We start from the raw sequence: 18,550 nt of genomic DNA on the forward strand, positions 1-18,550 counted from the left end.
AACAGGCAATAAAAAAGGCCGCCAGCCAGGGCGACCTTCATGCGCTGAAAGCTTTGCGTCTGTTATACCGTGACGCACACCGGCAGAAGCTTAGTCCAGTTTGACACCCAGACGGTGTGCCACTTCTTCGTACGCTTCGATCAGGCCGCCGAGGCTCTGACGGAAACGGTCTTTGTCCATCTTGTCCATGGTCTCTTTGTCCCACAGACGCGCGCCGTCTGGCGAGAATTCGTCGCCCAGCGTCACTTCACCTTTGAACAGACCGAACTCCAGCTTGAAGTCCACCAGAATCAGACCGGCATCATCAAACAGTTTGCTCAGCACTTCGTTGGCTTTGAAGGTCAGCTCCTGCATGCGCGCCAGGTTGGCCTTGCTCACCCAGCCAAAGGTTTCGCAGTACGATTCGTTGACCATCGGGTCGTGTTTGGCGTCATCTTTCAGGAAGAGATCAAACAGCGGTGGATTGAGCAGCATGCCCTCTTCCACGCCCAGACGTTTCACCAGCGATCCGGCCGCCCGGTTGCGCACCACGCACTCTACCGGCACCATCTCCAGCTTTTTCACCAGCGCTTCGTTATCAGAAAGCAGCGCTTCCATCTGGGTCGGAATGCCCGCTTCCTGCAGTTTGGTCATGATGAAATGGTTGAACTTGTTGTTCACCATGCCTTTACGATCAAACTGCTCGATTCGTGCACCGTCTCCTGCTGACGTATCGTTGCGGAATTCAAGTACCAGCAGATCCGGATTGTCGGTGCTGTATACGGTTTTCGCTTTACCGCGATACAACTCAGCTCGCTTTTGCATCTTGTTAACTCCAAACATGAAAGAACCCGTGTTCAGCGGTGTTTCACCGCGCGATGACTGCCTGACGCAATCGTTTACCTCGCCGGGCGCTATTATGCCAAAACCAAAACAAAAAGGCCGGAGAATCTCCGGCCTTTATTGCATTTATTTGTTCAGTGCGCCCTGCAGGACCGCCACCAGCGCATCATTCTGCGCCTGGGTGAGTACGTGTCCTTTCGGATCGATGAACTGCAGGCTGCTGCGGTTATCGAGATCGCCCACCTGCAACTTGTAGTCGCCGTTTGGCAGTTCCGGATCTTTCGCGCCGATGGCGTCAAACGCGCTGCTGCCCGGCTGCTTGTAGGTCACTTTCAGACTGCCCTGCGAGCGGTTGTCATCGGTAACTTCCATGCCCATACGCTTCAGCGCCGCCGGCAGACGCTGCCAGGTGACGTTAAACGGTGAGCGCAGCACCAGCAGTGGCAGGCCGGTGTCGTCCGCGCCGCTCTGGACATCAATCTGTCCGCTGGCACGTCCGGCAGCCGCATCCTGGCTGGCGGTATCGATCTTATCCAGACCGGTGCTGATGTCATTCAGCATCTGACCGGTATAGCGCTGAACCTGGACCGGCGTGGTGACCGTCTGGCCCTGCTGCTGCAGTTCCAGCAGACGTACGGTCAGCACCTGCTGATAGCCCTGGTTCTGCACGCTGATCTGGTAACGGCCGCGATACTGGTTATCTTCGTCAGCACGGTTCCACTGTACCCAGTCGGTGGTGAGCTGCTGCGCCGCATCATCACGCTGGGCAACCGGGAATTTGTACGACTGCACCACGTTCACCACCTGCGACCAGATGGAGCCACGGCTGCTGTCAACCGCCAGCACGCCGGTGTTACCGGTGAACTGCGCGCGGGTGCCGTTCATCAGCGCCAGCGGCTGCGCCGGTGGACGGATGTCGAGCTCTTTACCCAGCGCGCCTTTCGCCACGCTGTGCGGCACATCGTAATCACCATTCTGCAGCGGCAGAATCATGCCCGCCGGGGCTTTTAAATCATGCAGTTCAGGCGCCTGCAGGTAAGATTCATCACCGCTGACCTGGCGCTTATAACGCTGATCGCTGGAACAAGCTGTTAGCAGCATCAGGGTGGAGAGGCCCACCACGGTTGCCAGCGTCGAGCGCTTAACTGAATAACTCATTGATTCTCCCTAAATTATCGCAGACCCGCCTGGATCAGCGCCTGCGCGGTTTTCGCCTGACCGGCTTCGGTCAGCGGCGTCATCGGCAAGCGCAGCGTGTCATCGGCGATCAATCCTAGCTGTTTCGCGGCCCATTTCACCGGGATAGGATTCGGTTCACAGAAAAGCGTCTGGTGCAGGTGCATCAGACGCTGATTCAGGCGACGCGCTTCGGCAAATTTGCCCTCTTGTGCCAGCGCACAGAGTTCAACCATTTCACGTGCTGCAATATTAGCCGTGACCGAAATAACGCCTTTGCCGCCCAGTTGCATGGAGTCCAGCGCTGTCGCGTCATCACCGCTGACAATAATGAACTCATCTCCAACCAGCTGTTGGATCTGCGAAATACGCGATAAGTTCCCGGTGGCCTCTTTGATTCCGATAATATTTTTGATTTCAGCCAGTCGGGCAACGGTTTCCGGCAGCATGTCACAGCCGGTACGTGACGGGACGTTATACAGCATCTGGGGCAGATCGGTGCTTTCGGCGATCGCTTTGAAGTGCTGGTACAGACCTTCCTGCGTCGGACGGTTGTAGTAGGGGGTCACGGTGAGGCAGCCGACTACGCCGGTGCCGGTAAAGCGTTTTGTCAGAGAGATCCCTTCGGCGGTGGCATTCGCGCCGGTCCCGGCAATCACGGGAATGCGGCCATCGGCCAGCTCCAGGGTTTGCATCACCACATCGCCATGCTCTTCATGGCTGAGGGTCGCGGATTCGCCGGTGGTGCCAACAGAAACAATCGCCGCCGTACCGCTGGCGACATGATAATCAATCAGTTTTTTCAGACTTGCGCGGCAGACATCACCTTTTTCATTCAAAGGCGTAATGAGCGCAACAATACTTCCGGTGAACATGGGCTATCCCCTCGACAAACAAGTGCCTCATGTTACGTTTTCCGCCGAAAGAAAAGCAAGCGAGCCACGCCATTACCGCGCTTGTCAGCAGTTTTTTTTATGTTTACCTTATGGTTATTAGCGAACGTACAGGAAACGCCATTTTGCCGCAGTCACAGCCGCACCATCTGGTGATCACCGCTCTGGGCGTTGATCGTCCGGGTATCGTCAATACCATTACCCGCCACGTCAGCAGCTGCGGTTGCAATATTGAAGACAGCCGCCTGGCGATGCTGGGCGACGAGTTCACCTTTATTATGCTGCTCTCCGGCAGCTGGAACGCCATTACCCTGATTGAATCGACCCTGCCGATGAAGGGTGCCGAGCTGGAACTGCTGATCGTGATGAAGCGCACTAACGCGCGCGTGACGCCGCCGATGCCCGCCACCGTCTGGGTACAGGTGGAAGTGCCGGACTCACCGCATATCATCGAACGCTTTACCGATCTGTTCGATAAACATCAGATGAACATCGCCGAGCTGGTGTCGCGCATTACGCCCGCCCAGGACGACGCGCCGCCGGTGCTCTATATTCAGATGACCGCGCACAGCCCGGCGAATCATGCCAGCGCACCGTTTGAGCAGGCTTTCCATCGGCTGTGCGAAGAACTGCATGCACAAGGTTCAATTCGCCTCTATAGTGTCACCGACGACGCGCACAGCGCCGTCTGAATCAGGCTCCGGGTTATTCCGCCACACACTCTGCCGCGCTGGCATACCGTGTAGTGAAATAACCCTGAGGTAAACTCCACCTGGCGCTTTTGCCGCTGATGGTGTATTACCCACAGCATGAAGAAAAAAATGGAGAGTTGTGATGAATCCACTGAAAGCCGGTGACACCGCACCGAAATTTAGCTTGCCCGATCAGGATGGCGAACAAGTAAATTTGGCCGACTTCCAGGGACAGCGCGTTCTGGTCTATTTCTACCCGAAAGCCATGACGCCGGGCTGCACCACACAGGCCTGTGGTCTGCGCGATAACATGGATGATTTAAAGAAGGCGGGCGTGGAAGTGCTGGGCATCAGCACCGACAAGCCGGAAAAACTGTCTCGCTTTGTCGAGAAAGAACTACTCAACTTCACCCTGCTGTCGGATGAAGATCATCAGGTTTGCGAGCAGTTTGGCGTCTGGGGTGAGAAAACCTTTATGGGGAAAACCTACGACGGCATTCACCGCATCAGCTTCCTGATTGGCGGCGATGGTAAAGTGGAGAAGGTGTTCGACGATTTTAAAACCTCGAACCACCACGATATCGTGCTCGATTACCTGAAATCAGCCTGATGACCAATGGGTGCCCGCCAGGCACCCGTTTTTTTATCCTGCTGTGACGCTGCGCGATTAATAGCGCGAAACCGTGCTGGCCAGCGCTTCCTGCCCGGCGATCACCACGCAGTTACGTCCGGCGTTTTTCGCCTGATACAGCGCATCATCGGCCTGCTTCAGAATCTGTTCCTGACTGCCGTGCGTCGGCTGCCAGCTGGCGATACCAATCGAAATCGTGATCTGCCCGACCGGATCAATCCAGCCGCCGGCAATGCTGGTGCGCACGCGCTCCGCAATCACCCGCGCTTCATCAGGGGCGGTGGCGGGAAGCAGCATCAGAAACTCTTCGCCGCCGTTCCGGCACACCACGTCGGTCTGACGCGCGCTCTGGCGCAACGTGCGCGCCACCTGTTTGATCACCTCGTCGCCAACATCATGCCCGAAGTTATCATTCACCCGTTTGAAGTGGTCAATATCCAGCGCCAGCACGGCAAACGGCTGCTGCATGGTATCGAAATAGTCGAGCACCGCGCTCAGGCCGCGGCGATTGAGCAGGCTGGTCATGGGATCGCTCTGCACCTCTGACTTGAGCCGGCCAATTTTATCCTGCACCAGACCAATACCGGTGAGCAGCGCGCGCTTCACCTGCGCCGCTTCAAAATACCAGGCGCGGATCACGCCAATTTCCCCGGAAACGCCCTGGGTATCCATCTGGCTGGCTTTGCGCGCCAGCTGCCACAGTGGCAAGGCGATCAGCCGGGCCAGAATCACCGCCACCAGCAGCGTCAGCAGCGCAAACGGCACCGAATTCTTCAGCACCTGGAGCAGCAGCCCGGAGAGCGGCGCCAGCGTGACGTTTGTCGGCTTGAGCGCCACCACCATCCAGCCGGTGGTGGGCACCACAGCGTAGCCCGCCAGCTTCGCGGTACCCTCTTCCGTCAGCTGAACTTCGCCATTGCTGTGCTCCTGGCGCTGACGATCGCTGACGATGCCCGGCACGTTTTTGCCAATCAGCTGATTGTTCTGGTGATACAGCACGCGGTTTTCGCGATCCAGCACATAAACATGGGTGCCGTCACGATAGTACTGCTCGCCGAGCAGTACGTTGAGAATGCTCTTTTTCTTCAGATAAATAGTGCCACCGACGTAGCCAAGATAGCGCCCATCGGTGCTCCATACCGGCCAGGAAACAAACACCAGCAGGTTATTGGTGGCAGAAATGGTGGGCCGGCTGACCATCGGCTGGCGCTGCGCCAGCGCTTCGCGCGAAGACTGGCTGGTGAGCTGCATGCCTTTCAGCATCAGCGATTCCGGCGAAATGGCTTTAATCACGCCGTTGCTGTCGACAATCGCCACCGAGTTAAAGCTGCTGGTCTGCTCGCGCAGTCGGTTCACTTCCTGCTGCTGCAGTTCGGGATTGTCGAAATCTTTACCCAGTTGATTGGCGCTGTAGTGCAGCTGCGACTGCGCCAGCTGGAAAAACACTTCGGTGGTGGCCGCCAGCTTGGTGGCGTAAGCGCGATTGGCTTCGAGGGTGCTTTCGATCAGCACCATGCGCTGTACGCGCCAGGTGGCGTACAGCGTATTAGCCAGTGTGATGACGATGCTGGTGATCGCCAGCAGCGCAATCAGCGTGCGAAGATCAGTTTTTGGCCGGATGCGCGTTAACATGGCGCAACCGCCCTGGTGAGTAGCTTCATAAGTTAGCGTGCCTGACTATCTTGTTATAATTGGAGGTGTTTACCCTGGTGAGGTAACAGACAATTGTACACCTCTGAGCCAAATTGACTACGACGCAGACCCTCAGGAACGCTTTTTTATTGTGCTATTACTGGTGCTAATCAATTAAACCCTGCGCATCGTAAAACGGCCACGGTCCTGGATAATCGCCGATCGCGCACAGATGCGTAGTCATCCCCTGCTGCGGCTGCCAGCGATGCAGCAGAAAACCGGGCGGTTCCAGCACAAAGTTCGCCGGACCGTGGTCACGCAAATCCAGTGCCACCTGATGCGACACACCGGGCGCCACGCAGGCCAGCGTGCCGGCAAAACGCGCCTGCACCGAGCGGTGCAGGTGACCGCTCAACACCCGTTCCACCTGGGGATGCTGACCAACGATGGCAGCCAGCGCCGCCGGATTGCGCAGCGGCTGCCGATCCATATGGCCAATGCCGCTCAGGAACGGCGGATGATGCAGCAGCACCAGCGTCGGCAAATCAGGCTCACGCGCCAGCTGCTCTGCCAGCCATTGCAGCTGTGCGTCATCGACGTAGCCCCACGGCTGATGCGGTACGCTGGAGTCGAGCGCCAGCAGCTGCAGATGATTCACACGCATCTGCCAGTTGAGCGTTTCGCCGTGCTGCAGGTAGTGATGCTCCGGAAACGCGGCGCGCAGCTGCTGGCGATCGTCGTGATTGCCCGGCATCAGCAGGAACGGCAGCTGCAGATGGCGCAGCGCCTCGCGCAGCGTCTGGTACTCTTCCGCAGTGCCAAAATCCACCAGGTCGCCGGTAATTACCACCGTATCCGGTCGCGGCACCAGCTGATTCAGCGTGTCGATCACCCGCAGCAGCGCAGCGTGCGTATCCACTTTTTTATAGGAGAGACGGCCATGGGCCTTGATGTGTAAATCGCTGATTTGCGCAATCAGCGTCATTGCGTCAGTCACAACAGCTCCTTATCAGGCAGAAAAGTGCAGCGCGGCATCCTGCGCCAGCGTCCAGCTTACCGGCTGGCCGGCGTGCCAGGCTTCGCGCGCGTGGCGATCAACCTGGATCGGCGCCGCCAGCCCGATATCAATACTCAGCCGCTGCGCAGCGCCGAGAAAGGTGGTGCCGAGGATAAAACCAGGGCGTGCGTAGCGCTGGTCCGCCGCCAGCAGCACATCCTCCGGGCGGCAGAAATGCTGCGGATTGCCGCGCGCATCGACCCCGACACAGTTAATCGCGCCGACAAAATCCGCGACAAACTGTGACGCCGGGCGCTGGTAAATATTTTGCGGCGTATCAATTTGCACCAGACGTCCCTGCTCCATCACCGCAATGCGATCGCCCAGCGCCATCGCTTCCTGCTGATCGTGCGTGACGTAGACGGCGGTGATCGCCAGCTGTTTCAGCAGCGCGCCAATCTCCAGCCGCAGCCGGTCGCGCAGGCGCGCATCCAGCGCCGCCAGCGGCTCATCAAACAGCAGTACCTTCGGACGCGCCGCCAGCGCACGCGCCAGCGCTACGCGCTGCTTTTGACCGCCCGACAGCTTGTCGATGCTGCGCTGCGCCAGCGCGCTGAGATCCACCAGGGCCAGCATCTCCTGCACGCGCGCGTCGCGTTCGGCGCGCGCCACGCCCTGCACTTTCAGGCCGTAGGCGACGTTCTGCGCCACGTTGAGATGGGGAAACAGCGCGTAGTTCTGGAACACCATGCCCACGTTGCGTTTCTCGATCGGCAGCGCTGTCACGTTACGATCGTCAAACCACACTTCGCCGCCGTCGTCACAGCGCTCCAGGCCACTGATGATGCGCAGCGTGGTGGTTTTGCCACAGCCGGACGGACCGAGCAGCACCAGGGTTTCGCCAGGCTGCACCGTCAGATCAAGCGGCTGCAGTGCCAGCTGGTGATTAAAGTGCCGCGCACAGTGGCGCAGCGTAACGGTTACGGCCGCAGGGTTCATGCCGCCTCCTTGTTAGCACGCGTGAGCGTACGGTTGAGCCAGTGATTGACCGCGTTGAGCATCAGCAGCAGCGGCAGAATCAGCAGAATAAAGATCAGCGTGTAGGCCGATCCCACTTCCAGTCGCATTGAGGCATAGCTGTCTGCCAGCCCCACCGGCAGCGTTTTTGTCAGCGGCGTATGCAGCATCCAGGTGATGTTGAACTCACCCACCGACAGGGTGATCACCATAAACGCCCCGGCGAGAATGCCGTTGCGACAGTTGGGCACCACCACGGTAAAAAAGCGCTGCCAAAGGCTGGCACCGAGACTGGCCGCCGCCTCTTCCAGCCGCGGCATCTCCACCGCCTGCATTACCGCCAGCACCGGGCGCAGCATAAACGGCAAGGTGAACAGCACGTGACCGATGAGAATGAACAGCCAGCTATCGCGCAGGCCGGAGAACTGACCGTACAGCAGGATGATGCCCAGCGCGGTGGCGAGGCCCGGCAGCGCGACCGGCAGCATCAGGCACTCTTCGATGCGCGCCGCCCAGCGCCGCGGCGCTTTTAACAGCCCCCACGCTGCCGGCACGCCGATCAGCAGCGTGATCAGCAGGCAGGCCAGCGCAATCAGCAGCGACAGCCAGAAGGTGTCGGTGTAAAGCTGCCACACCTGGGTCACCCACTTCAGCGTCAGGCCGCTGCGCAGGCCGGTAAAGTAGTTGTTGGTCACGCCGGCCAGCATCGACAGCACCACCGGCACGATCATGAACAGCGCGGTGAGCACGGTGACCAGCAGTTGCAGGCTGAACAGTCCGCGACGTCTCATGTCACCTCCTGGTGAGCCAGTCGGCGCGCCAGCATTAGTGCCAGCCAGGCGACGCCGCCCATCACCACCGACAGTGCGGCGGCGGTGGCGAAATTGGCGTAGTTGGTGAATTCGCCGTAAATGGTCAGCGGCAGCACCGCCAGATCGGTGCCCAGGGTGAACGCGGTACCGAACGCACCCATGCTGGTGGCAAAACAGAGCGCGCCGGTGGAGAGCAGCGCCGGCTGCAGCCCCGGCACAATCACATCCCAGGTGATGCGCCACTGACTGGCGCCCAGCGAACGCGCCGCCTCTTCGAGAGAACGGTCGAGTTTTTCACTCGCCGCCACCAGCGTGATGATGGCGCGCGGCAGTGAAAAATAGAGATAGCCAATAAACAGGCCGGTAAACGAATAGGCCAGCATCCAGCGCTCGTGGAACAGCGCCAGGCTGATTTGCGCCAGCAGTCCCTGACGGCCCGCCAGCATCACCACCAGAAATCCCACCACCACGCCCGGAAAGGCCAGCGGAAACGTCAGCAGCGCCAGCAGCGTGCTGCGTCCGCTGAAGCGCTGGCGTGCCAGAAAGCAGCCGACTGTCGCGGCGATGGCCAGCGTCACCAGCGTGACGGCGAGCGACAGCAGCACGGTATTCAGCAGGCTGAGCAGATAGTGTGGCTGCGTCAGTACCGTCCAGTAGCCGCTGTGCCGGGTGCTGCGGTTGTCCTGCATTGCCATCTGCAGCAGCCGGACAAACGGCAGCAGCCAGAAGGCGCAGAAGAACAGCAGCGCCGGCAGCGTCAGCCATAGCCAGCGGCTGCCGGCCAGGCGCGGTGTCCGGCGGCACGAAGCCGCCAGGGTATCGGTCATCGCCATCAGCGAATCTCACTCAGATAGCGCGCCGAGAAGGCTTTCTGCGCTGCCGCCATCTGCTGATAGTCAACGGTGTGCGCACGCGCATAATCGCTGTCCGGCAGGAAATATTTCTTCGCTTCTGCGCTCATGGCGCCGGTGCGCACCGGGCGCAGGAACGCGCTGGCCCAGATGGCCTGCCCTTTGTCCGACAGCACATAGTCGATCACTTTTTTGCCGTTCGCCGCGTGCGGTGCATTCTTCACCAGGCTGATGACGTACGGCACCGTTACCGTGCCCTCTTTGGGAATAACAAAGGCGACGTTAGCGTGATCTTTGTAGCGGGCGCGGTAAGCATTGAAGTCATAGTCGAGCAGAATCGGGATCTCGCCGGAAATCAGGCGTGCATACGCGGTCTGCTTAGGCACGATAGGCTGATTCGCCTGCAGCTTTTTGAACCAGTTCAGCGCCGGCGTGAAGTCCTGCATGTTGCCGCCCTTCGCCTGGTTGACTGCCACCGCCGCCACGTAACCGACAAAGGCGCTGGCCGGATCGAGATAACCAATCATGCCTTTGTATTCCGGCTTCAGCAGGTCGTCCCAGGATTGCGGCACCGGCGCGCCGCCCAGCGCATCGACGTTGATCATAAAGCCCATGGTGCCCGAGTGCAGCGCCACCCATTTACCGTTGCTGTCTTTCATGCCGGCAGGGATGTCATCCCAGTGCGCCGGTTTGTAACTGGCGACCACGCCGGCGCTGTCCGCCTGAATGCCGAAGCTGACGCCGTAATAGACCACGTCGGCCACCGGATTGCCTTGCTCCGCCACCAGCTGCGCCAGTGCCTGGCCGGAGTTTTTGTTGTCCTGCGGCACCTGAATGCCGGTGTCTCTGGCAATCGCTTTGAGCTGAGTGCCCCAGTCGGCCCACTCGGACGGGCAGTTGTAACAGATGGCGGTTTCCGCCGCCTGCGTCAGGCTGGTAAACAACGCGCTGGCGCTGAGCGCGATGGCGCCGGCGTAAATTTTTACTTTTTTATGCAGCATCATGAGGTTCCCTGGTGGTGGCAATAAACGCGGGGGCAGCAACACTCTCACCGCTCCGCAACTGATGTGGCAGCACGCGGGTGCCGCGGCTGACGTTATGCAACAACATATCGATGGCGCAGGCGCCGAGCCGTTCGGCGGGCTGCGCTACGCTGGCCAGCGACGGGGCCATTTGTGCCCCCATCGCAATCCCGTCAAAGCCCATCACCGCCAGCTGCTGTGGCACAGGCACGCCCGCGCGCGCCGCCGCGCCAATCAGGCTGATGGCCAGCAGGTCGTTGGTGCAGATCACGGCGCTGAGCGGGGTGGCACTGCCGAGCATCGGGGCCAGCAGCGTAAAGTCTGATTGGGTGTGGCTGGCCATCTCAATCACCGGCAGCGCCGTCAGGCCCGCGTGCTGCATGGCATCGCAATAGCCCTGATAGCGCAGGCGCGCACGATCTGACTGCAGCATCGGTCCGGCGACCATGGCAATGCGGCGATGACCAAGCGCCAGCAGCTGTGCGGTGGCTTCGCTCATCGCCTGGCGGTTATCCACGCACACCGCCGGCCAGTGGCTGTGCTGCGGCACGTTATGCGCCAGCACAAACGGCAGGCCAGCCGCCTGCAGCGTGCTGAGCACTGCGCTGTTATCCGCGTCGGCCACCGTCAGGACCAGGCCCGCCACGCGCTGACGCAGCATATGTTCAACGATGGCGGCTTCGCGCTCGGGCTGGTAATCGCTGGTAGCCACCAGCAGGCCATAGCCGGCGTCGCGCGCCTGGCGCTCCATCGCCTGTAACTGGCAGGAGAAGATCGGGTTAAGCAACGAGGGCAGCAGCACGCCGAAGGTGGTGGAGTGCTGCGTGCGCAGCTGGCGCGCGATGTGGTTAGGACGAAAGCCGAGCTGCTCCGACGCCGCCAGCACTCTCTCCAGCGTGTCGCGCCGCAGCAGATGGGGATCGGAAAAGGCGCGCGCGGCCGTGGCGCGTGAAACGCCTGCCAGCTTTGCCACCGTGAGTAAGTCGGACATGTTCGCCTCGTAAAGTGCCGATGAGATCGATCTCATTGGCGCCTAAATTAACGGCGAACTGTGACAGTGACATCGCGAAGGGATGACGAAAAGATGACAGCAGCCTGCACTGCTGTCAGCAGGATTACAGCATCAGGAAGGCGTACCCTTCATTTTGCAGCGACGCGACGGTGGTGCCGCTGGAGAGCGTATGCGTGACGCGGGTATCAATCCAGTCGCGCTCCAGCTGATGGAAGGCCACCGACTGGTCGCAAATGGTCACTTTCACCCCGGCTTTCTTCAGCTCATCAATCAGCTTCAGGTTAGGATTATCGCTGCCGTACGCTTTACGGAACTGATCGTTATTGAGCGCGGCCGGCACCGCATCGCTGTTGATCGACACCACAAAGTTGAGCTGATTCAGCGGCACGCCAGCCGCGTAATAGAGGTTGGTGACGCGTGCCACGCGCTCAAGGCCGAGGTTTGGCTGATGGATATCCCCTTCGCTGCGGTTGATCTGAAACACAATCTTATTGCTCAGCCCGGGCGTGTTGGCCGGGTTGTAATCCGGCGTGTTAACAAAGTGAATTTTACCGTAACCGGCAATCGCCGGCGTGCTCCAGAAATCCGCCGGTTCGGTTTTCTGGTCAGCGAATTTGCCGCTGACTTTATCCACCAGTTCCGGCAGCTGCAGCACATTTCCGCCGACAAAGCCCGCCAGCGCGGCGATAACAATATAGGATGCTGGACGCATGACACTTCTCCTTAACCAAAGACGCGATTACATCTGTAAAAAGGCATAGCCCTGATTTTCCAGCGTCGACACCGTGGTCGGGCTGGACAATGCATGAATCACCGACCGGTCGATCCAGTTGCGCGGATAGTGATGGAACGCCACCGACTGATCGCACACCGAGACTTTGACGCCCAGCTTGTTCAGCGCGCCAATCAGCCCGAGGTTGGGGTTATCGACGCCGTAAAACTGCTTAAAATGCGCGTTATCCAGCGTGGCGGGCGTGGCATCGCCGGTCATCGACACCACAAACTGCAACTGTTCGGCCGGTACGCCAGCGGCGATGTACAGATTGACCACGCGCGCCACACGCTCCAGCCCGAGGTTAGGTCGTTTGATATCGCCTTCATTGCGGGTCAGCTGGAACACCACTTTGTTGCTCAGCCCCACCGCCGGTTTAAACGCGGCGTCGGCTTCATAATGAATTTTGCCGTAGCCCGCGACCGCCGGTGTGCTCCAGAACCCGTCCGGATCGGCAGGTTCAGGGGAAAAATGGCCCGCGATACGCTGATACAGGTCATCGCTTTTGATTACGGCGGCACCGACCATCCCACCCACGATGGCAATCAGGGCGTAGGAAACAACAGAACGCATAGAAACTCTCCGGCATGCACTGCGCGTTAATTCACAGTCCGTTTGAAAAAGTGCTTTATCTATACCACAGCGCGCGGCGGGCAAAACGCCTATACTGCCGGGCTGTCCGGCGTTTGGCTGCCAGCAGAAATCATTGCGCCAGCTGATTGAATAAGGCTGTTGATTGAGCCGTGCGGGCGAGTTGAAAAATAGCTGGCCGGAATTACCGGCAGTCACCAGGGAGAGAGATGCACAGCAGATGACAGCACCTCATCGTGCGGGTTAATACTGTCATCGCGCACCGCCAGTTGACCAGTGAGCAAAACCTGACCATTCATTTCTGGGCTGGTGATGCACGGCCAGAGCAACACGATAAAAATCACTGATGGATAAAGCGAGCCAACCGTGGGTTTTAGGGCGTGTTTTTCAGAGTAAACCTGGAAAAAACCATGCCAGATTCAATTATTTTGAGCAACTTTACGTAACTTTAATTTCATCAGTGCGCTGCGCCGTTTTATTTTGCCTTTTCGCTATTCAATTTTTTGCTACAAATTTCGCGTCAGTCAGCCATTCTTTGCCATCACGTCAATGTGACGGCGGCATTTGCTTGTATCCTCACTGTGGTTAAGATAGAGCCGCGGCAGAAAAGGAAACGCCGCCACAGAACATTGGCATGACTTTCCTGTCCAATGGCAGGAGACTTTTACAGGATCAAGGCATGTTTAACCGGTTGAAAAAATCAGTGCTGGCGGCCCTTATTCCTGCGCTGCTGCTCACGCCTGCGGTCGGTGTCCGCGCCGATCTGAGCGACAATTTGCCCGACATGGGCACCACGGCAGGCTCCACGCTTTCCATTAATCAGGAGCTGCAGATTGGCGACTTCTACGTGCGCCAGCTGCGCGCCAGCGCGCCACTGATCAACGATCCGCTGCTTAATCAGTACATCAATGAACTCGGCCAGCGGCTGGTGGCACACGCCCATTCAGTGCGCACGCCGTTTCACTTTTTCCTGATTCAGAATGACGAGCTCAACGCCTTCGCCTTCTTTGGCGGCAATGTGGTGCTGCACTCGTCGCTGTTCCGCTATACCGATAACGAAAGCCAGCTGGCGTCAGTGATGGCGCACGAAATTTCGCACGTGACGCAGCGTCATCTGGCGCGCGCCATGGAAGAGCAGAAGCGCAGCGCCCCGCTCACCTGGGTCGGCGCGCTGGGTTCAATCCTGCTGGCGCTGGCCAGCCCGCAGGCCGGGATGGCGGCACTGACCGGTACGCTGGCCGGTACGCAGCAGGGGATTATCAGCTTTACCCAGGGCAATGAACAGGAAGCAGATCGCATCGGCATTCAAGTGCTACAGCGCGCCGGTTTCGATCCGCAGGCGATGCCCGCGTTTCTGCAAAAGCTGGCCGATCAAAGCCGCTTCTCGTCAAAACCACCGGAAATTTTGCTGACGCACCCGCTGCCCGATAGCCGCCTGGCCGACGCGCGTAACCGCGCCAACCAGATGCGCCCGGTGGTGGTGCAGTCGTCGCAGGATTTCTATATGGCGAAGGTGCGCGCGCTGGGTATGTACGCCACCGGTCGCAATCAGCTGACTGACGATTTGCTGAATGAGTACGCCAAAGGCAACACGCGGGAACAGCAGGCGGCGCAGTACGGCAAAGCGGTGCAGTTCCTGCAGGCGAAAGATTTTGCCAACGCGAAAAAGATCATCGCGCCGCTGCTGGCGAAGCAGCCGGATAACCTGTGGTTCCTTGATATCATGACCGATATCGACATCGGTCTGAACCAGCCGCAGCAGGCCATCAGTATGCTGAACGCCGCCCGCGGCAGCCAGACCAGCCCGGTGCTGCAGCTTAATCTGGCGAACGCCTACGTCGAGGCGAAGCAGCCGGCCAACGCCAGCCGCATCCTGAACCGCTATACCTTTGCGCACCCTGACGATCTCAACGCATGGGATTTACTGGCGCAGGCCTCAGCCGCGCAGGGGCTGCGCGATGAGGAGCTTTCGGCACGGGCGGAGAGTCTGGCGCTGAACGGCCAGCTTGATCAGGCCATCACCACCCTGAGCATCGCCAGCGCCCAGGTGCCGCTCGGCAGCCTGAAGCAGGCGCGTTACGATGCGCGTATCGACCAGTTCCGCGAGTTACAGCGGCGTTTTAAGCAGTATGCAAAAGGGTAAATAGCCGGTTACGCGGGTGGATGGCCGGCAGGATTTCGGTGCGCATCAATGCGCACCTGGCAACAATGGATTACGCAGGATAAAAAACATGGTCCGTATTTATCACAATCCGCGCTGCAGCAAGAGCCGCGAAACCCTCGCGCTACTGCAGCAACAGGGCATTGAACCGCAGGTGGTGCTGTATCTCGATACGCCGCCGGACATCGACACGCTGAAAACGCTGCTGCAACAGCTGGGCATGCGCAGCGCACGCGAGCTGATGCGTCGTGGCGAGGAAATCTATAAAACGCTGGGGTTGGCCAGTAACGATCTCAGCGAACAACAGCTGTTACAGGCGATGGTGGAGCATCCAAAACTGATCGAGCGGCCGATTGTGATTCAGGGCGACCGCGCCCGCATTGGTCGTCCGCCGGAAGCGGTGCTGGAGATTCTCTAAAGCCCCAGCGCCTCTTTCACGAAGGGAATGGTCAGCTTGCGCTGTGCGCTGATCGAGGCGCGATCGAGACGATCAAGCGTGTCAAACAGCGTGCGCATTTCGCGGTCGAGGCGTTTCAGCAGGAAACGCCCGACATCTTCCGGCAGCTCAAAGCCGCGCAGGCCGGCACGCAGCTGCATCGCCTGCAGTTTGTCCTCGTCGGACAGCGGCTGTAAGCGGTAAATTTGTCCCCAGTCGAGACGTGACGCCAGATCCGGCAGGCCCAGATTGAGCTGACGCGGAGGGCGATCGCCGGTGATCAGCAGGCGGGTTTTGCCGGTTTCCAGAATGCGGTTGTAGAGATCGAAGATCGCCATCTCCCACTCGGCTTCGCCGGCGATGCACTCAATATTATCAATGCACACCAGCGCCAGATTCTCCATGCCTTCCAGCACTTCCGGCACGAACCAGGTGCGCTTATCGAGCGGCACATAACCCACCGCTTCGCCGCGCGCGGACATTTCGGCGCAGGCTGCATGCAGCAAATGGCTGCGGCCACCGCCTTCGCGCGACCAGAAGTAGAGATAGCTGCCGTGCTGTTGCGCCAGCGCGCCCTGCAGCGCCGCCAGCAGTGACGGATTTTCCCCCGGCCAGAAACTGGCGAAGGTTTCATCATCGGGTAGATAGAGTGGCAGTGAAAGCTGTGCCGGCGTGTTCAGAAGTACCTCAACGGATGAGCGGGCAGAAAACCGGGCAAGTTTATCACGATCCTCCGCAGAGATGAACCGGGCTTCCCTGCCCGCAGGATCCTTTAAAGCTCGCGTTTTTCTTCCGCGTCCAGCACCACCTCTTCCGGACGTAACAGACTGATTACGCGGAAAATCAGCGCCAGGCCAACGCCGACGATGGTGGCCAGCGCCATGCCCTTCAGCTCGGCGGCGCCCACGTGCACTTTCGCGCCGCTGACGCCAATGATCAGGATCACCGAGGTGAGGATCAAATTCTGCGCTTTGTTGTAGTCGACTTTGGATTCAATCAGCACGCGAATACCGGAAGCGCCGATCACGCCATACAGCAGCAGCGACACCCCGCCCATCACCGGTACCGGGATCGCCTGGATGGCGGCTGCCAGTTTACCGACGCAGGAGAGCAGAATGGCGAAGATCGCCGCGCCGCCGATCACCCAGGTGCTGTAAACGCGGGTGATCGCCATGACGCCAATGTTTTCACCGTAGGTGGTATTCGGCGTGGAACCAAAGAAGCCGGAGATCATGGTCGACAGACCGTTGGCAAACATCGAGCGATGCAGGCCGGGATCGCGAATCAGGTCCTTCTTCACGATGTTGGCGGTCACTACCAAATGGCCCACGTGCTCGGCAATCACCACCAGCGCTGCGGGCAGGATGGTCAGCATCGCGGCCCATTCAAAGCGCGGCGTATAGAAGGTCGGCAGCGCAAACCACGGCGCGTTTTCCACCGCGCTCCAGTCAACGATACCCATGGCCGACGACAGCGCGTAGCCGACCAGCACGCCAATCAGGATCGGGATAATGGCGAAGAAGCCACGGAACAGCACCGAGCCGAACACCGTCACCGCCAGCGTCACCAGCGAAATAATGATGGTTTTACTGTCCGCTGTGGTGCCATCAGCGGGCAGCAGCCCGGCCATATTCGCCGCCACGCCCGCCAGTTCGAGACCGATAACCGCCACGATGGCCCCCATCGCCGCCGGTGGGAACATGACATCGAGCCAGCCGGTGCCGGCCTTCTTTACAATCAGCGCCACAATGCAGAACAGCGCGCCGCACAGGATAAAGCCGCCGAGCGCCACTTCATATCCGAGCGGCAGCAGCAGCAACACCGGCGAGATAAAGGCAAAGCTGGAGCCAAGATAGGCCGGGATTTTGCCTTTACAGATAAACAGATACAGCAGTGTGCCGACGCCGTTGAACAGCAGCACGGTCGCCGGGTTGATGTGGAACAGAATCGGCACCAGCACGGTGGCGCCGAACATGGCGAACAGGTGCTGCAGGCTGAGCGGAATGGTTTGAAGAAGCGGTGGGCGTTCGCTAACGCCAATGGCTCTGCGAGTCATCATTTATCCCCTATACGTTTATTTTTATGCTCGTTCGTCAACGCCGCACCTTATCGTAGTGGCGCAATTCATTGCGCCTTGTCCGGATGGGCACCATAGCTTGCCCGGCATCAGCGCGATAAATCGCGCCGCTACAAAATGTGCATCCTGTCGATACGTTGTCTGACTGAACGGTATTTTTGCCAAAAAAAAGCCGACTCTCTGGCCGGCTGGTTTATTTATTTGGTTCCGAAAATCTTGTCGCCGGCATCGCCGAGGCCCGGGATGATGTACCCCTTCTCGTTCAGGCCCTGATCGATTGACGCGGTGTACAGCTCAACGTCCGGATGTGCTTTCTCCAGCGCGGCAATGCCTTCCGGCGCGGCCACCAGCACCAGCACTTTAATGCTGTTGCAGCCGGCTTTCTTCAGCAGATCGATGGTGGCGATCATCGAGCCGCCGGTCGCCAGCATCGGGTCAACCACCAGCGCCATACGCTCTTCGATGTTTGACACCAGCTTCTGGAAATAAGGGACCGGCTCCAGCGTCTCTTCGTCACGGTAAACGCCCACCACGCTGATGCGCGCGCTCGGTACGTGTTCCAGCACACCTTCCATCATGCCAAGACCAGCACGCAGAATCGGGACGACGGTAATTTTTTTGCCTTTGATTTGATCGACGTCGACCGGACCGTTCCAGCCTTCAATGGTCACGCGCTCGGTTTCGAGATCGGCGGTGGCTTCATAGGTCAGTAAGCTGCCCACTTCCGAGGCCAGCTCGCGGAAGCGCTTGGTGCTGATATCATGCTCACGCATCAGGCCCAGTTTATGTTTGACCAGCGGGTGTCTGACTTCCACGATCTTCATGATTATTCTCCCGGAATTGAGTTGAGCTAAAAAAAAATCGCCGGATTATACCGCCTTTTTACCGCCGCGCCACCGGTGATTGGTCAGGTAACGTGCACAAATCACCTGAGAATAAGGATTAGCGAAAAATCA

The 18,550-nt window shown here is 59.1% G+C and carries 19 protein-coding genes; 4 read left to right on the forward strand and 15 right to left on the reverse strand.

What is annotated here, in order from left to right:
• Nucleotides 1-90: 90 nt before the first annotated feature.
• The 3 genes from purC to dapA form a co-directional block, all read right to left on the reverse strand.
• Nucleotides 91-804 (reverse strand): phosphoribosylaminoimidazolesuccinocarboxamide synthase, encoded by a 714-nt coding sequence (gene purC, locus F3I21_RS09375; protein WP_031279423.1) that lies wholly within the window; start codon nt 802-804, stop codon nt 91-93.
• Nucleotides 805-948: 144 nt separating this feature from the next.
• Nucleotides 949-1,980, reverse strand: a complete 1,032-nt coding sequence (gene bamC / locus F3I21_RS09380; protein WP_021506605.1) for an outer membrane protein assembly factor BamC — start codon at nt 1,978-1,980, stop codon at nt 949-951.
• Between the two features lie 14 nt (nt 1,981-1,994).
• Nucleotides 1,995-2,873, reverse strand: a complete 879-nt coding sequence (dapA, locus tag F3I21_RS09385; RefSeq protein ID WP_021506604.1) for a 4-hydroxy-tetrahydrodipicolinate synthase — start codon at nt 2,871-2,873, stop codon at nt 1,995-1,997.
• A 143-nt stretch (nt 2,874-3,016) separates the two neighbouring features.
• On the opposite strand from dapA, the gene F3I21_RS09390 reads away from it, so the two are divergent.
• Together F3I21_RS09390 and bcp are read left to right on the forward strand one after the other, a co-directional pair.
• Nucleotides 3,017-3,583 carry a glycine cleavage system transcriptional repressor gene (locus F3I21_RS09390; RefSeq protein ID WP_059011708.1) on the forward strand — a complete coding sequence of 189 codons (567 nt, stop codon included), beginning with the start codon at nt 3,017-3,019 and terminating at the stop codon, nt 3,581-3,583.
• Between the two features lie 142 nt (nt 3,584-3,725).
• The gene (gene bcp / locus F3I21_RS09395) at nt 3,726-4,193 is read left to right on the forward strand and encodes a thioredoxin-dependent thiol peroxidase (protein ID WP_021506602.1); all 468 of its coding nucleotides are present in this window, start codon (nt 3,726-3,728) and stop codon (nt 4,191-4,193) included.
• Between the two features lie 57 nt (nt 4,194-4,250).
• Here the strand turns inward: bcp and F3I21_RS09400 are convergent, their stop codons facing one another.
• The 9 genes from F3I21_RS09400 to F3I21_RS09440 form a co-directional block, all read right to left on the reverse strand.
• Complete coding sequence (locus F3I21_RS09400; protein ID WP_150058742.1) at nt 4,251-5,846, reverse strand: sensor domain-containing diguanylate cyclase; 1,596 nt, start codon at nt 5,844-5,846, stop codon at nt 4,251-4,253.
• 166 nt (nt 5,847-6,012) lie between these two features.
• Complete coding sequence (locus F3I21_RS09405; RefSeq protein WP_021506600.1) at nt 6,013-6,831, reverse strand: phosphodiesterase; 819 nt, start codon at nt 6,829-6,831, stop codon at nt 6,013-6,015.
• Between the two features lie 24 nt (nt 6,832-6,855).
• The gene (locus tag F3I21_RS09410; protein WP_058770829.1) at nt 6,856-7,842 is read right to left on the reverse strand and encodes an ABC transporter ATP-binding protein; all 987 of its coding nucleotides are present in this window, start codon (nt 7,840-7,842) and stop codon (nt 6,856-6,858) included.
• On the reverse strand, nt 7,839-8,651 hold the full coding sequence (locus F3I21_RS09415) for an ABC transporter permease (protein ID WP_150058743.1): 813 nt from the start codon (nt 8,649-8,651) through the stop codon (nt 7,839-7,841). The genes F3I21_RS09410 and F3I21_RS09415 overlap by 4 nt, the downstream gene beginning before the upstream one ends.
• Nucleotides 8,648-9,505 carry an ABC transporter permease gene (locus tag F3I21_RS09420; protein WP_150058744.1) on the reverse strand — a complete coding sequence of 286 codons (858 nt, stop codon included), beginning with the start codon at nt 9,503-9,505 and terminating at the stop codon, nt 8,648-8,650. Before F3I21_RS09420 ends, F3I21_RS09415 begins: the two co-directional genes overlap by 4 nt.
• Nucleotides 9,505-10,527, reverse strand: a complete 1,023-nt coding sequence (locus tag F3I21_RS09425; RefSeq protein WP_150058745.1) for an ABC transporter substrate-binding protein — start codon at nt 10,525-10,527, stop codon at nt 9,505-9,507. Before F3I21_RS09425 ends, F3I21_RS09420 begins: the two co-directional genes overlap by 1 nt.
• A complete protein-coding gene (locus F3I21_RS09430; protein ID WP_150058746.1) occupies nt 10,514-11,536 on the reverse strand; it encodes a substrate-binding domain-containing protein in 1,023 nt (340 codons plus the stop codon). The genes F3I21_RS09425 and F3I21_RS09430 overlap by 14 nt, the downstream gene beginning before the upstream one ends.
• A 124-nt stretch (nt 11,537-11,660) precedes the next feature.
• Nucleotides 11,661-12,269, reverse strand: coding sequence for a DsrE family protein (locus tag F3I21_RS09435; RefSeq protein WP_021506594.1), 609 nt, complete (start codon nt 12,267-12,269; stop codon nt 11,661-11,663).
• Nucleotides 12,270-12,296: 27 nt separating this feature from the next.
• Complete coding sequence (locus tag F3I21_RS09440) at nt 12,297-12,902, reverse strand: DsrE family protein (RefSeq protein WP_150058747.1); 606 nt, start codon at nt 12,900-12,902, stop codon at nt 12,297-12,299.
• Nucleotides 12,903-13,599: 697 nt separating this feature from the next.
• On the opposite strand from F3I21_RS09440, the gene F3I21_RS09445 reads away from it, so the two are divergent.
• Nucleotides 13,600-15,063 carry a M48 family metallopeptidase gene (locus F3I21_RS09445; protein WP_150058748.1) on the forward strand — a complete coding sequence of 488 codons (1,464 nt, stop codon included), beginning with the start codon at nt 13,600-13,602 and terminating at the stop codon, nt 15,061-15,063.
• An 88-nt stretch (nt 15,064-15,151) separates the two neighbouring features.
• Entirely contained in the window at nt 15,152-15,499 is a 348-nt protein-coding gene (gene arsC / locus F3I21_RS09450; RefSeq protein WP_190286082.1) for an arsenate reductase (glutaredoxin), read from the forward strand.
• Here the strand turns inward: arsC and hda are convergent.
• The 3 genes from hda to upp form a co-directional block, all read right to left on the reverse strand.
• Nucleotides 15,496-16,197 (reverse strand): DnaA inactivator Hda, encoded by a 702-nt coding sequence (gene hda / locus F3I21_RS09455; protein WP_031279417.1) that lies wholly within the window; start codon nt 16,195-16,197, stop codon nt 15,496-15,498. The two genes, arsC and hda, sit on opposite strands and share 4 nt — an antisense overlap.
• A gap of 92 nt (nt 16,198-16,289) precedes the next feature.
• A complete protein-coding gene (gene uraA / locus F3I21_RS09460) occupies nt 16,290-17,573 on the reverse strand; it encodes a uracil permease (protein ID WP_031279414.1) in 1,284 nt (427 codons plus the stop codon).
• Nucleotides 17,574-17,791: 218 nt separating this feature from the next.
• Nucleotides 17,792-18,418 carry a uracil phosphoribosyltransferase gene (gene upp, locus F3I21_RS09465; protein WP_010617600.1) on the reverse strand — a complete coding sequence of 209 codons (627 nt, stop codon included), beginning with the start codon at nt 18,416-18,418 and terminating at the stop codon, nt 17,792-17,794.
• Between the last annotated feature and the right edge of the window lie 132 nt (nt 18,419-18,550).

Origin of the sequence: Pantoea sp. B_9 (assembly GCF_008632015.1) — a bacterium.
GTDB classification, from domain to species: Bacteria; Pseudomonadota; Gammaproteobacteria; order Enterobacterales; family Enterobacteriaceae; genus Pantoea; species Pantoea dispersa.

Coding starts and splice junctions, on each gene's coding strand:
- purC (WP_031279423.1), bottom strand. CDS start 804: ATGCAAAAGCGAGCTGAGTTGTATCGCGGTAAAGCGAAAACCGTATAC.
- bamC (WP_021506605.1), bottom strand. CDS start 1,980: ATGAGTTATTCAGTTAAGCGCTCGACGCTGGCAACCGTGGTGGGCCTC.
- dapA (WP_021506604.1), bottom strand. CDS start 2,873: ATGTTCACCGGAAGTATTGTTGCGCTCATTACGCCTTTGAATGAAAAA.
- bcp (WP_021506602.1), top strand. CDS start 3,726: ATGAATCCACTGAAAGCCGGTGACACCGCACCGAAATTTAGCTTGCCC.
- F3I21_RS09400 (WP_150058742.1), bottom strand. CDS start 5,846: ATGTTAACGCGCATCCGGCCAAAAACTGATCTTCGCACGCTGATTGCG.
- F3I21_RS09405 (WP_021506600.1), bottom strand. CDS start 6,831: ATGACGCTGATTGCGCAAATCAGCGATTTACACATCAAGGCCCATGGC.
- F3I21_RS09410 (WP_058770829.1), bottom strand. CDS start 7,842: ATGAACCCTGCGGCCGTAACCGTTACGCTGCGCCACTGTGCGCGGCAC.
- F3I21_RS09415 (WP_150058743.1), bottom strand. CDS start 8,651: ATGAGACGTCGCGGACTGTTCAGCCTGCAACTGCTGGTCACCGTGCTC.
- F3I21_RS09420 (WP_150058744.1), bottom strand. CDS start 9,505: ATGGCGATGACCGATACCCTGGCGGCTTCGTGCCGCCGGACACCGCGC.
- F3I21_RS09425 (WP_150058745.1), bottom strand. CDS start 10,527: ATGATGCTGCATAAAAAAGTAAAAATTTACGCCGGCGCCATCGCGCTC.
- F3I21_RS09430 (WP_150058746.1), bottom strand. CDS start 11,536: ATGTCCGACTTACTCACGGTGGCAAAGCTGGCAGGCGTTTCACGCGCC.
- F3I21_RS09435 (WP_021506594.1), bottom strand. CDS start 12,269: ATGCGTCCAGCATCCTATATTGTTATCGCCGCGCTGGCGGGCTTTGTC.
- F3I21_RS09440 (WP_150058747.1), bottom strand. CDS start 12,902: ATGCGTTCTGTTGTTTCCTACGCCCTGATTGCCATCGTGGGTGGGATG.
- F3I21_RS09445 (WP_150058748.1), top strand. CDS start 13,600: ATGTTTAACCGGTTGAAAAAATCAGTGCTGGCGGCCCTTATTCCTGCG.
- arsC (WP_190286082.1), top strand. CDS start 15,152: ATGGTCCGTATTTATCACAATCCGCGCTGCAGCAAGAGCCGCGAAACC.
- uraA (WP_031279414.1), bottom strand. CDS start 17,573: ATGACTCGCAGAGCCATTGGCGTTAGCGAACGCCCACCGCTTCTTCAA.
- upp (WP_010617600.1), bottom strand. CDS start 18,418: ATGAAGATCGTGGAAGTCAGACACCCGCTGGTCAAACATAAACTGGGC.